Genomic DNA, 12,913 nt, shown 5'->3' on the forward strand with positions numbered 1-12,913 from the left:
TCGGCCTGTACCTGTATATCTGAACGGCCGGTGAGTCAGCGCGGGGTCGCGGCGGGCCGGGCCAGCCGCTCGCCGATGACGCCGATCACGTCCGGCGCGTGGTCGATGAGGAAGAAGTGCCCGCCGGGGTAGCGCCTCATCTCGAAGTCCCCTTCGGTGTGGGCGCTCCAGGCGCGTACCTCGTCGTGGCTCGCCTTGGGGTCGTCGTCTCCGGTCAGGGCGGTGAGGGGGCTGCGGAGCCGGTGGTCCGACGCCCGCACGTAGGTCTCCACCGCGCGGTAGTCGTTGCGCAGGGCCGGCAGGATCATGCGCATCAGCTCCTCGTCTCCGAAGATCTGCTGGTCGGTGCCGCTGAGCCCGCGCAGTTCGGCGATGATCCCGGCGTCGTCGAGCCGGTGCACCCGCTCCTCTCGGTGGCACGACGGTGCGCGGCGCCCCGAGACGAAGACCCGCTCGGCGAATCGCCCGGCCCGCTCCAGCCGTACGGCGACCTCGAAGGCCAGGGCCGCTCCCATGCTGTGCCCGAAGAGGGCGAAGGGGCGGTCCACCGTGCGGGTCACGGCCCGGCCGACCTCGTCCGCGAGACCGTCGATGGTGTCGATCATGGGCTCGTGGTGCCGGTCCTGGCGGCCCGGGTACTGGACGGAGAGCACCTCGATCCGGGGGTGCAACGCCTGGGCCACCGGCCGGAAGAAGGACGCCGAACCGCCCGCGTGGGGCAGACAGACCAGTTGCACGGGGGCGTCGGGGCTCGGGAAGAAGCGTCGTATCCACGGGTCGGTGGCGGTCATGGGGCCTTCCTGTTCTCATGCTCGGAACGACTTCTCATGCTCGGAACGACATGCTCGTACCGATTGCCAAGATAGACGGACCGACCGGCCAGGAGGGATCGCATGACGAACCACCCCACCCGCACCGAGCGTGTCGAACTGACCCCCGCCGCCGAGGAACTGCTGCGGCGGCTGACCGGGACGCACGGGCCGGTGATGTTCCACCAGTCCGGCGGCTGCTGCGACGGCAGCGCCCCGATGTGCTACCCGCGCGGCGAGTTCCGGGTCGGTGCCTCGGACGTGCTGCTGGGGCAGGTGGCCGGGGACACCCCGTTCTGGATGAGCGCGGACCAGCACAGGTACTGGTCGCACACCCACCTCACGGTGGACGTCGTCCCCGGCCGCGGCAGCGGCTTCTCCCTGGAGGCCCCGGAGGGCGTCCGTTTCCTGATCCGCTCCCGACTGCTCACCGACGAGGAACTGCGGCACATCGAGGCGGAGCCACCGCTGCCGACCGGGGCGGACGAGCCCGGCCGGGCCTGAACGGCTCGGTGCGCGCGCCGCCGTAGGGTGGGCGCATGTACACGACGCGGGTCTCGGGTCATGTCGACGCGCCGCGTCCGGCCGTCTACCGGGCGCTGGTGAGCGGGGAGGCGATCGCGCGCTGGCGGGTGCCGGACGGGATGCGCGGCGCGGTGCACGAGTTCGACGCCCGCGAGGGCGGCAGGTTCCGTGTCTCGCTGACGTACGACGCACCGGAGGCCACCGGGAAGTCGGCCGCGCACACCGACACGTACCACGGCCACTTCGCGCGGCTCGTGCCCGACGAGCAGGTGGTCGAGGTGCTCGCGTTCGAGTCCGCCGACCCCGCACTGGGCGGCTCGATGACCATGACGACGACGCTCACCGACGCGGAGGGCGGCGGCACCGACGTCCTCGTGGTCCACGAGGGCATCCCCGACGTCGTGCCCGCCGCGGACAACGAGACGGGCACCCGCATGGCGCTGGCGAACCTGGCCCGGTTCGTCGAATCCGATCCGGACGCCGTCTAGGGCGGGACGAACACATCCTGCCGGGCCTCCGGTTGCCTCGCTTCCCATGCTCATGCCAGGCGCACCGGGCGACAGCCGTGCACTTCAGGAGCACAGCCGGAACACGGATTTCTCTGTGCACAGAAATACATTGACGAACTGAATGCACGCAGCAACCGTGACGCGCTCGACGCCCCTCCGTGCTTCCGTGCGCCCCTATGGAGAAAGGATTCGGCGAGCCGTCGGAAGATTTCACTGGGCAGGACTGAGGCGTGCGTCAAATCGACGTGCGCGCACCACAATCCCGTGTGCCGACCGAAGCAGGTGGTATTCGATGAGCGGCTCCGTTCCCGGACCGGCCCGAAATTGGACAGTGGGCACTGCTCCAGGCATATTCCCATTCCTGGGCCACGGTATCGACTTGGTCCGTCGCCCGCTGGCTTTTCTGGAATCTCTGCCCGCGCACGGGGATCTGGTCGAAATACGCCTGGGTCCGCGGCGTGCCTGGATGGCCTGTCACCCGGATCTCGTCCATCAGGTACTCGCGGACCCGGAGACGTTCGACAAGGGCGGCCCGCTCTACGACCGGCTGCGGATGCTGCTGGGGGACGGCGTCGGCACCTGCCGCCATCAGGATCACCGGCGCCAGCGCAGGCTGCTGCAACCCGGCTTCCGCAAGGCCCGCGTCGCCGACCAGGTGCAACTGATGGGCGAGGAAGTGGAGTCGGTGTGCGGCGGATGGCGGGACGGGCAGGCGGTCGACGTCAGCGCGACCATGATGGACCTGTCGACCCGCGTGATCAGCCGCCTCCTCTTCTCCGACTCGCTCGACGCCGCGACGGCCGCCGAGATGCGCGGGTGCCTGGCCACCGTGGTCCGCGGCATGTTCGTCCGGACGGTCATGCCGGTCGACGCCCTGTTCCGTGTTCCCACTCCGGCGAACCGGCGCTACCGGCACGCTTCCGACCGCCTGCGCGCGATCGTCGACGCGGCTGTCGCCGAGCGCCGGCGAGGCGCCGCCCGGGACGACCGGGACGACCTGCTGGGCACCCTGCTGGCCGCCGCGCGCGGGGAAGGCGGGGAGAAACCGATCACCGACCAGGAAGTCCACGGCCAGGTGATCACGCTGATGTTCGCCGGCGCCGAGAGCACCGCCCTGTGCCTCTCCTCGGTCTTCGAACTGGTGGGGCGGCACCCCGAGGAGGAAGGCCGTCTGCACTCCGAGGTGGACGCCGTGCTCGCCTCGGGACGGCCGCCCGGCCCCGACGAGCTGCCGCGCCTCGTCCACACCCGCTCCGTCCTCACCGAGACTCTTCGCCATCGCCCGCCCGGCTGGCTCTTCACCCGCGTCGCCACGAAGGAGACGGAGCTCGCCGGGCACCGGCTCCCACGGGGCGCCACGGTCGTGTTCAGCCCGTACCTCCTGCACCACGACCCCACCCTGTTCCCCGGCCCCGACCGCTTCCTCCCCGGCCGTTGGCTGCCCGGTCAGGCCGTCGTCCGCCCCGGAGCGATGATCCCGTTCGGGGCCGGCCGCCGTAAATGCATCGGCGAGACACTCGCCCTGACGGAGGCCCTGGTCGCCGTCGCGTTCCTCACCCGCCACTGGCGGCTGCGCCATCTGCCCGGTTACCAGGAGCGGCTGCGTCCGGCGGCGTCGCTGGGGCCGCGGGGACTGGTCATGACCTGCGAACAGCGCGTCAGGAGCACGGCGGGCACGGCTGCCGTGCCCGCCGTCCACGACTCCCGAACGGCAGGTGGCGACGATGTCCACGACGCATGAGGAAACAGCGCTCGCCGCGCAGGACGGAACTCGAGCGGTCGACCTGCGGGAACTGATCGACGCGAACCTCTACATGCCGTTCCCGTTCGCGCGCAATCCCCACGCCTGCGAAGCGGCGGCGGGCGTCGGCACCTGGCTGAGCGCGTGGGGGCTGACCGACGACCCCGCGGTGGCGGCCATGATCTCCTATACACGTCCCGCCGAACTCGCCGCCTGCAACAGCCCGTCCATGGATTCCGGGCTCCTCCAGATCGTGGCCAATCAGATCGCCTACCAGTTCGTCTTCGACGACCGGGCGGAGGACGTCGGCCAGCGCTCGCCCGGCCTGCTGCTGCCCATGCTGAGCGAGAGTGTCGCGATCCTGCGGGACGGCCGGCCGCCCGCCACCCCGCTCGGGGCGGCCCTGGCCGACCTGTACCGCCAGGTCCGGGAGCGGTGCACGCCCGATCAGGCCGCGCGATGGGCCTGGGCCAGCCGTGAGTACGTGCACGGTCTCCTGTACGAGGCGGTGGCCCAGGCCCATGCGGACCCGGTGGGCAGCGGACTGTGCCGGTCCATACGCTCCCTCATCGCCGGTGTCGAGCCGTTCTGGCCGCTGTGCGAGGCCGCGCAGCCGTGCGAGCTGTCGCCGCAGGAGATCCATCACCCCGTCATGCGACGCCTGAGCCGGTTGTCGGCCGACGCGGCGGTGTGGATACCCGACCTCTTCTCCGCGGTGAAGGAACAGCGCGCGGGCGGCATGATCAACCTGGCCCTCGCCTACCAGCGGACACACCGGTGCTCCCTCCCGGTGGCCGTCACCCTGGCCGTACGGCGCATCAACCGCACCATCCGCGAGTTCGAGGAGGTCTACGGTGAGATCAGGCCGGAGCTGAGTCCCTCCGGCGTCGGCTATGTGGAGGGCATGGCCGGCTGGATCCGGGGATGCTACTTCTGGTCCCGGACCGTGCCGCGGTACGCCGACACGATGGCAGCACCCGCAGGACTCTGACCGTTGACACGACCGGTCGCCTCCCCCGCAGGACTCCCGAAAGGGGCGGAAACGGGCCACGCTACCCCGAGGGACGGGCATTCAAAGCTCTGCTTCGGGAAATTCACTCGCCCTGTCTACCTGCTGTTACGCCCAGGCCAAACGGCCTGTATCTGGGCGTACGCTCGCCCCGTCCAGCGGGGAGCAACGACAGGAAGCGGTGGATCACATGGCCCACGGGCTGCGGCAACCGATCACCGAGCACCGGCCACTCCTCGAACGCGACGAGGAACTCCGGGCCATCGACCGCGCACTTGCGGATCTCCGGGACGCCGTCGACGGCGTGCCCCGGGTCCCGCGCGGCGGGCTGCTCGCCTTCACGGGTGAGGCCGGGCTGGGCAAGACGACCCTGATCGCGGCGGCGCGCGCCCGTGCCGCCGCACAGGGGTTCACGGTGTTCTCGGGCAAGGGCGGCGAGAACGAGCAGGGGCTGGCGTTCCGCGTCGTCCGCCAGGTCATGCAGCCCGTTCTGGCCGGGATGAGCGGGACGGAGCGCCGGGACTTCCTGGGCAGTTGGTACGACATCGTCGGCGCCGCGCTCGGACTCGAGGCGACGGACGCCGCCCGGATGCCGGACCCGACCGGAGTGCGCGACGGCCTCGACTGGGTCATGACACGCCTGACGATGCTGAACGCGCCCGTCGTTCTGCTCCTGGACGACCTGCACTGGGCCGACACCGAATCCCTCGACTGGCTCGCCTCCTTCGCGCCCCGGGTCGCGGACCTCCCGCTCCTGGTCGTCGTCGGCTACCGGCCGCATGAACTCCCGCCCGACGCGACCTCCTTCCGCACACTCGTCGAACGCCACGAGCGCCGCCCGCACGTCCTGTCTCCGCTCGGCGAGGCCGGCGTGGCGCGGATCATCAGGGAGGAAGTGGGCGAGGAAGCCGAGGACGAGTTCTGCGGCGAGTGCTGGACGGTCACCAACGGAAGCCCCTTCGAGGCCGTCGAACTGGCCATCAGACTGCGCGAGCGACGGCTGCGGGGAACCCAGGACGAGGTGCCCGTGATGCGGGACCTCGCCGCGGCGGTCAAGGGACCGGGCCTGATCAAGCGCCTCAAGCGCCTCGGCCCGGGCACGGTCCGCTTCGCGTGGGCCGGGGCCGTCCTGGGCAGTCCCTTCGCGGCGGAGGCCGCCGCGGACCTCGCGGTGGTCGGCAGCGCGGAGGCCGTGGAAGCCACCGAGAAGCTGCGCGCCTGCCGCATCCTCAGGGACGCCGACGAGGCGGTGGGCGCCCTGGAGTTCGTCCATCCGCTGATCGCCACGACGGTCTACCGCGACATCCCCTCGGGCCTGCGCGTCGGCATGCACGACGCGGCCGCCAACGCCGCCCGGACGGTCGAGTCCGACCCCACCGCCGCCGCCCGTCACTTGCTGGAGGTGCCCTGCGAGGGGCGGCCCGAGACGGTCGCGTGCCTGCGCGCCGCGGCACGTGAGTACCTGCGCGCCGGGGCCCCGGAGGCCGCCCGGCGCGTGCTGACCCGGGCGTTGCGGGAACCGCCGCCCGCCGAGGACCGCGCCGCCCTGCTCCACGAGCTGGCCGGCTCGACCTTCCTGATCGATCCCACGGCCACGGTGAGCCATCTCCGGGAGGCGCTGAAGGAGCCCGGAATCGACCCCGACCTGCGTGCCTCCATGGTCTACCGGCTCACCCAGGCACTGGCCCACACCGACCGGCTGACCGAGGCCGCGACCGTGGCCGCCGACGAGGCGCGGCGCGCCACCAACCCGCGCGTCAGACTGCGCATGCAGGCGGATCACTTCGTGTGGAGCGCCTTTCGCGCCGACGAGTCCGACTCCTCCGCCCGGTCGCGCCGGCTGGCGAAGCTGGCCGACAAGCTGACCGGCCGGGGTCTGGAGGAGCGTTACATCCTCGGCCTGCGGGCGTGGGACGCCCTCGTGCGCGGCGAGCCGCGGCGGAGCGCCCTCGGGTATGCCGAGGAGGCGCTGAGCGGAGGGATGAGCTGGACCGACGAGAACCGCGGCTTCGAGGTGCCCGCCGCGGTCGCCCTGCTGTTCATGTACTGCGACCAGCCGCGGCGGGCCGAGGACCTGTTCGCCGACGGGATGGCCGAGTGCGAGCACCGGGGGTGGCGTGGCTCCCATCTGGCGCAGGGCCAGACGCTGCTGGGCTACATCCGCTACCGCCGGGGCTCCCTGCCCGAGGCCGAGGAACTCGTCCGGGCCGGGCTGCACACCGCCGAGCGCGTCGAAGGAGCGGTGCCCGCCCAGTGGTTCGCCATCGGCATCCTCATCCAGATCCTGCTGGCCCGCGGGCGGACCACCGAAGCGCGCCGGCTCGCCGACACCTACCGCTACGGCGACGTGGTGCCCAACGCCGTCATCTTCCCCGACCCCCGCACGGTCTACGCCGAACTGCTCCTGGCGGAAGGCCGGCTCGCCGAGGCGGCGCGTCTGCTGTCCAGGGTCGGGGACTGGCTGGAGGGGCGGGACTGGCACAACCCGTCGTGGTGCCCCTGGCAGCTGGGACTGGCCTCGGCGCTCGCTCGCACCGCTCCCGACCAGGCGGTGCTGCACGCCCAGGACGCCACCAAGCGAGCCCGGGACTTCGGCGCGGCGTCCGCGATCGGCCAGGCGCTGCGGGTCCAGGCGGAGGTGACGGGCGGGCAGGCTGCGCTGGAACTGCACACGCAGGCCGTCGATCATCTGGAGCGGTCGCCCGCGGCGTACGAGCTGGCCCGTGCCCTGGTGGGCCATGGCGCCGCGCTGGTCCGCGCCGGCCGGCTGCACGACGCCGCCGACCGGCTGTACCAGGGACTGGAGGGAGCGGTGCACTGCGGTGCCGAGGGTCTGGCGGACCGGGCCAGGCGGGAACTCTCTGCCGCGGGTCTGCGCCCGCTGCCCCTGCGCTACGCGCAGACGGACATGCTGACGGGCCCGGAACGCCGGGCCGCCGAGAAGACGGCCCAGGGCCACCCGGCTCCGGTGGTCGCGAAGGACCTGCGGATCACCGAGCAGGGCGTACGCCAGCTGCTGTCCTCCGTGTACCGCAAGCTCGGCACGGACGCGGCGGGCCTCGCCGACGCGCTGGAGAACTGCGCCCGGTAGCTGGCCCGGGGGGAGGCGGGCCTCACATCGGGCCGGGGCCCGACCCTCCCTTGAGGCGTTCCAGGTCGGAGGGGCGGACCTGGATGACGATCAGGGCGATCAGCGCGGCGACGGCGGTGAAGATCGCCGCCATGATGAAGGCGGCGGAGACGCCGGCGGTGAGGATCTCGTCGGACCAGGGTTTGGGCAGTTGCCCGGTCTGTTCGAACCGCAGGCGCTCGGCCGGGGTCGCCTGCCGGAGGAAGTCCGGGATCTGTTTCTCCGCCTCGTTGGTGCTGGCCGTGCCGTACATCGTGACCAGGATGGACAGACCGAGCGAGCCGCCGACCTGCTGGGTGGCGTTGAGGAGTCCGGAGGCCGCGCCGGTCTCCGGGGTGGACACGTTGGACAGCGCCATGAGGGTCAGCGACACGAACTCCATGCCCATGCCCAGGCTGAAGACGAGCATAGGGCCGAGGACACTGCCCGCGTAGGTCGAGTGCACGTCGGTCAGGGTGAGCCAGGCGAGGCCCGCCGCCGCCAGGATCGCGCCCACCACCATGAACGGTTTGGGCCCGTAGACGGGCAGGAAGCGCGAGGCCAGTCCCGCGCCGATCGCGATGACCGCGCTGACCGGCAGGAAGGCGAGGCCGGCTTCGATGGGGCTGAACTCCAGCACGTTCTGCACGAAGAGCGTGAGGAAGAAGAACATGCCGAAGATCGCGGCGGCCAGGCACAGCATGATGCCGTAGGTGCCCGCACGGTTGCGGTCGGCGAACATGTGCAGGGGCGTGATGGGCTGTCTCGAGCGCCGCTCGATCAGGATGAACGCCGCGAGCAGCACGACCGCCCCGGCGAACGAGGCCAGCGTGAGCGCGTCTCGCCAGCCGTCATCCGCAGCCCTGATGAACCCGTAGACGAGCAGCACCATGCCCGCGGTGGAAGTGAGCGCGCCGCTGAGGTCGAAGCGGCCGGGGTGGCGTTCGGACTCCCTGATCCACTTGGGTGTGGCGAGCACGATGAGCAGGCCGATGGGCACGTTGACGAACAGCACCCACCGCCAGTTCAGCCACTCCACCAGCATCCCGCCCGCGAGCAGGCCGATCGCGCCGCCGCCGGCCGAGACCGCGGCGAAGACCCCGAAGGCGCGGTTGCGTTCCGGCCCCTCGCGGAAGGTCGTGCTGATCAGGGCGAGGGCGGTGGGGGACGCGATGGCGCCGCCGACGCCCTGCAAGGCGCGGGCGCCGAGGAGTTGGCCGGAGTTCTGGGCGAACCCGCCGAGCAGGGAGGCCAGCACGAACAGCAGCACGCCGAAGATGAAGACGCGCCGCCTGCCCAGGATGTCGCCGGCCCGGCCGCCGAGCAGCAGCAGGCCGCCGAAGGTCAGGGTGTAGGCGCTCACCACCCACGACAGGCTCGTGGTGGAGAAGTCCAGCGCGCTCTGGATGTGCGGCAGCGCGATGTTCACGATGGTGATGTCGAGGACCACCATCAGCTGGCACGAGGCGAGGACGAGGAGTGCCATCGCGCTTCCGCCACCACCGGATTCCCTGGTGGTGGCCGCCTGTGGTGAAGCCGGCTGCGGGCCGCTGCCTGCGGTGTCCACCGTTCGACGGTACGCCCGCCCCCTGGACCTCACCACTCGATCACCGTCAGCCCCTGCGATTGCCCTTCGGTGAGAGCAGTTGCTCGCGCAGGACAGTCAGTTGGTGCGACGTGTCCACCGCCCTCTCCTCGTCCAGGGTGGTCAGGGCCAGCAGCAGGACATCGGCCACGACCAGCGCGGTGAGCTCCTCCGAGGTGATGCCGGTCGGGGTGTGCGGCGCGGTGAGGAGGGCGTCGACGCGGTCGCCGACGCCCTCGACGTGCTGTGCCGCACCCGGGCCCATATCGCCTCCAACGCGCTGCTGACCTGCGCTAGGGCTTCGCCGTCGATGTCGAGACGACCCCCGCGGGCTACGGCTGGATGTATCCGACCGACGGTCTGCTGGTGCACGGATACCACTACTAGGCTGCGGGCTCCACCGGCCCCGACGAGTCCCGCAAGCTGATCAAGCAGGCCCTCTCCGACCACCTCAGCCTGCCCGAGTCGCTGTGCAGGCACCCCGACACCCGCAGGCCCGCCCTGGAGCACTGGGCCACGCCCGTCCCCTCCTGCGTGGACCTGACCACCGGCGACTACCAGGACCTTCCGTGGAACCTCTACGACGGTCCCGACGGCTCCGCGGCCCGCCGCACCAGCTGAAAGAGAAACGCCGATGAACAGAAACTCACGCGGGACGGTGACCTGCGGCCTGGCCGTCACCGGTCTCCTCACCGCCGTCGGATGCAGTGGCGCCGACACCGGGGTCGCCCTCGTCCGGTACACCAAGCCGCTGCTCGCGGCCGTCCCCGGCGAGGGGTACCCGGCCACGGCGGTCGAGGCCCGGGCCGCCGCGCTGAGCCCCTGAGGCGCGCGCCCCGTCAGTCCGTCACCGGCTCCGCCTCCGCGTCCGCCTCCGGTGCGGAGAAGGGGTGGCGGAGCGGCAGCGGAGGCCACGGCGGCATCGCGCGGTTCTCCACGGTGAAGGTGTGGCTTCCCGACCCGACCTCGAACGGCGGCTCGCCGCCGGGGAGTTCGACGAGGGCGGTGGTGTTCGGCGGAACGACCGCCGTGACCGTGACGGTGTCTCCCCGCCGCTCCCACCCGGCCTCGGCGCGCCCGTACGGCGTGAGGTGCGCGGCATGCGCTCGGGTCAGCGTGCCGCCGGGCACCGGCGCGACACGCAGCCGCTTCCAGCCGGGCCCGGCCGGCCCGAGCCCGGCGACGGTGCGGTGCAGCCAGTCGGCGACCGCGCCGAGGGCGTAGTGGTTGAACGAGGTCATCTCGCCCGGGTTGACGGTGCCGTCGGGCAGCAGCGAGTCCCAGCGCTCCCAGACCGTGGTGGCGCCCATGGTCACCGGGTAGAGCCAGGACGGGCAGCCGGTCTCCAGCAGCATCCGGTAGGCGATCTCGGGCGCGCCCGCCTCGGTGAGCGCGTCGCAGATCAGCGGGGTGCCGGCGAACCCGGTCGCGATCCGGAACCCGGCCCGGCGGACGATCTCCACCAGGCGCCGGCCGGCCCGCTCGCGCTGCCGTGCGGTGGGCAGCAGCGCGAACCGCAGGGCCAGGGCGTACGCGGTCTGCGCGTCCGAGGCCAGCAGGCCGCCCGGGGTGACGAACTCGTCGGCGAAGGCGGCCCGCACCCGCCCGGCGAGCCGCGTGTACCGCTCGGCGTGCTCCGGCTCCCCCAGCAGGTCCGCCACGTCGGCCATGATCTCGGCCGTGCGGGCCGCGTAGGCGTTGGCCACCAGGTCACCGTCGGTCCGGGCGTCTCCGGGCCGGTCGGGCGGGGCGCCCGGGTCCAGCCAGTCGCCGAGCTGGAACTCGGCGCGCCACAGGCCGCCGCCCTCCGTCGTATACCGCTCCAGTTCGTCGGCCCAGGCGGACATCGACTCCCACTGGGTGCGCAACAGACCCTCGTCGCCGAAGGCCCGGTACAGCGCCCAGGGGACGAGGACCGCGCTGTCGGCCCAGATCGCGTTCGCCGCGTCCGGGAAGCCCTCGGGCAGGGCGTCGGGCACGACCAGCGGCGGGATCGCGCCGCCGGGCCGGGCGAGTTGCTCGGCGGCGAGGTCGCGCAGCCAGGAGCCGAGCATGCCGGAGCAGTCGTAGAGGAAGGCGGCCGTGGGGGCGAAGACGGCGATGTCGCCGGTCCAGCCGAGGCGTTCGTCGCGCTGCGGGCAGTCGGTCGGCAGATCCAGGAAGTTGCCGCGCATGCCCCACACGATGTTCGCGTGCAGTCGCTCGACCAGGGGGTCGGAGCACGTGAACCAGCCGGTGCGTTCCATGTCGGTGTGCAGGACGACGGCTTCGATGTCGTCGGGGTTCAACTCGCCCGGCCAGTCGTCCACTTGGGCGTATCGGAAGCCGTGGAAGGTGAAGAGGGGTTCGTACGTCTCGCCCTCGGGTGCACCTTTGAGGGTGTAGCGGTCGGTGGCCTGGGCCTGCCGCAGGGGGCGCAGGGCGGGTTCGCCGTGTTCCAGGACCTCGGCGTGGCGCAGGGTGACCGTCCGCCCCGCCTCACCCCGCACCCTCAGCCGCAGCCGGCCGACCAGGTTCTGCCCGAAGTCCAGCACGGTGCGACCGGTCGGCGTGGTCAGGACGTGTACGGGTTTCAGCGTCTGCGTGCGGCGTACGGGCGGGCCGGTCGGTGCCACCAAGTCTCCCCGGGGCATGTCCAGTTCGACGACGGGCAGCCAGCCGTCACCGGTCTCGCCGGGCGCGGACCAGCCGGGGCGCTCCAGACGGGCGTCGTACTCCTCGCCGTCGTACAGCTCGGAGCGGAGTGCCGGGCCGGTCGCGGCCTGCCACCGTCCGTCGGTGGCGACGGTCTCGCGGCTGCCGTCGGCGTAGCGGATCTCCAGCTGGGCGAGCAGGGCGGGCCGGTCGCCGTAGACGCCCCGCCGGCCGCCGTGGAAGCCGAGCCGGCCGCTGTACCAGCCCTCGCCGAGCTGGGCGCCGAGCACGTTCGCGCCCTCGCGCAGGTGTTCCGTCACGTCATAGGTGGAGTAGCGCAGCCGGTGGTGGTACGAGGACCAGCCCGGCGTGAGGACGTCCGCGCCGACCGGCAGGCCGTTGAGCTCCGGCCGGCAGACGCCGAGGGCGGTGACGTAGAGGCGGGCCGAGGCGACCGGGGCGGGGAGGCGGAAGGGGCGGCGCAGCAGGACGACGGGCTGCGGTCGCCCCGGGTCGATGCCCAGGTCCGGGTGCGGGGCGACCGGGCGGGCCGTCCAGTCCCCCGCGTCCAGCAGTCCGGTCTCGGCGTAGGCGACCGGCGACCAGGCGGAGACCCGGTCCTCGGCGTCCCGGACGCGCACCCGTGCCCCGACCCGTGTGCGCGAGGGCAGGTCCGGTCCGGGCCACGGCACGAGCACCGACGCGTCCGAGGCGACCGGGCCGTCCGTCCCGCCGACCCGGGTGCCGGCGTCGTCGAGCAGTTCGATCTCGTACGCCGACTGCCGCCAGCCGGGTGTACCGGTCTCGGTGCGCCAGCTCAGCCGGGGCCGGTGCTCGCCGATCCCGAGCGGCTCCCGGTGGTGTTCGAAGACAGGGGCGGTGACCTCGGCCTGCATGGGAACGCTCCTCACTCCGCGCGATGTGAATCGATTCAATCGAGCCGGGCGCGCATGCGGCCCGAACTGAGATTCCCGGGGCGGGCGGCGATAATC

The 12,913-nt window shown here is 72.2% G+C and carries 9 protein-coding genes and 2 pseudogenes; 7 read left to right on the forward strand and 4 right to left on the reverse strand.

All coding sequences use genetic code 11. The features are described from left to right. Positions 1–35: 35 nt before the first annotated feature. On the reverse strand, positions 36–791 hold the full coding sequence (locus tag ACFZBT_RS26335) for an alpha/beta fold hydrolase (RefSeq protein ID WP_391107967.1): 756 nt from the start codon (positions 789–791) through the stop codon (positions 36–38). Positions 792–893: 102 nt separating this feature from the next. Between ACFZBT_RS26335 and ACFZBT_RS26340 the strand changes: the two genes are divergently transcribed. The 5 genes from ACFZBT_RS26340 (at position 894) to ACFZBT_RS26360 (ending at position 7,684) form a co-directional block, all read left to right on the forward strand. Further along, a complete protein-coding gene (locus tag ACFZBT_RS26340) occupies positions 894–1,313 on the forward strand; it encodes a DUF779 domain-containing protein (protein WP_391107970.1) in 420 nt (139 codons plus the stop codon). Positions 1,314–1,348: 35 nt separating this feature from the next. After that, positions 1,349–1,822, forward strand: a complete 474-nt coding sequence (locus tag ACFZBT_RS26345) for an SRPBCC domain-containing protein (protein WP_391107973.1) — start codon at positions 1,349–1,351, stop codon at positions 1,820–1,822. Between the two features lie 313 nt (positions 1,823–2,135). Beyond that, complete coding sequence (locus ACFZBT_RS26350; RefSeq protein ID WP_391107977.1) at positions 2,136–3,584, forward strand: cytochrome P450; 1,449 nt, start codon at positions 2,136–2,138, stop codon at positions 3,582–3,584. Then, positions 3,568–4,575: a (-)-alpha-amorphene synthase gene (locus tag ACFZBT_RS26355; RefSeq protein WP_391107980.1), complete on the forward strand. Its 1,008-nt coding sequence runs from the start codon at positions 3,568–3,570 to the stop codon at positions 4,573–4,575. The genes ACFZBT_RS26350 and ACFZBT_RS26355 overlap by 17 nt, the downstream gene beginning before the upstream one ends. Before the next feature lie 208 nt (positions 4,576–4,783). Beyond that, positions 4,784–7,684, forward strand: a complete 2,901-nt coding sequence (locus ACFZBT_RS26360; protein WP_391107983.1) for an AAA family ATPase — start codon at positions 4,784–4,786, stop codon at positions 7,682–7,684. Positions 7,685–7,706: 22 nt separating this feature from the next. On the opposite strand, the gene ACFZBT_RS26365 is transcribed toward ACFZBT_RS26360, so the two are convergent. Both ACFZBT_RS26365 and ACFZBT_RS26370 read right to left on the reverse strand, forming a co-directional pair. Further along, positions 7,707–9,188: an MFS transporter gene (locus ACFZBT_RS26365; RefSeq protein ID WP_391108299.1), complete on the reverse strand. Its 1,482-nt coding sequence runs from the start codon at positions 9,186–9,188 to the stop codon at positions 7,707–7,709. Between the two features lie 127 nt (positions 9,189–9,315). Beyond that, positions 9,316–9,525, reverse strand: a pseudogene (locus ACFZBT_RS26370) (transcriptional regulator); the annotation flags it as partial. Here ACFZBT_RS26370 and ACFZBT_RS26375 point away from each other — a divergent pair. Both ACFZBT_RS26375 and ACFZBT_RS26380 read left to right on the forward strand, forming a co-directional pair. Beyond that, positions 9,481–9,908, forward strand: a pseudogene (locus ACFZBT_RS26375) (acyl-coenzyme A--6-aminopenicillanic-acid-acyltransferase form); the annotation flags it as partial. The pseudogenes ACFZBT_RS26370 and ACFZBT_RS26375 overlap by 45 nt on opposite strands. Positions 9,909–9,921: 13 nt before the next feature. Continuing rightward, positions 9,922–10,113 carry a hypothetical protein gene (locus ACFZBT_RS26380; RefSeq protein WP_391107986.1) on the forward strand — a complete coding sequence of 64 codons (192 nt, stop codon included), beginning with the start codon at positions 9,922–9,924 and terminating at the stop codon, positions 10,111–10,113. A gap of 13 nt (positions 10,114–10,126) precedes the next feature. Here the strand turns inward: ACFZBT_RS26380 and ACFZBT_RS26385 are convergent, their stop codons facing one another. Then, the gene (locus tag ACFZBT_RS26385) at positions 10,127–12,817 is read right to left on the reverse strand and encodes a family 78 glycoside hydrolase catalytic domain (RefSeq protein WP_391107989.1); all 2,691 of its coding nucleotides are present in this window, start codon (positions 12,815–12,817) and stop codon (positions 10,127–10,129) included. Positions 12,818–12,913 lie beyond the last annotated feature (96 nt).

It is taken from the genome of Streptomyces sp. NPDC008137 (assembly GCF_042957035.1).
Classification (GTDB): Bacteria; Actinomycetota; Actinomycetes; order Streptomycetales; family Streptomycetaceae; genus Streptomyces.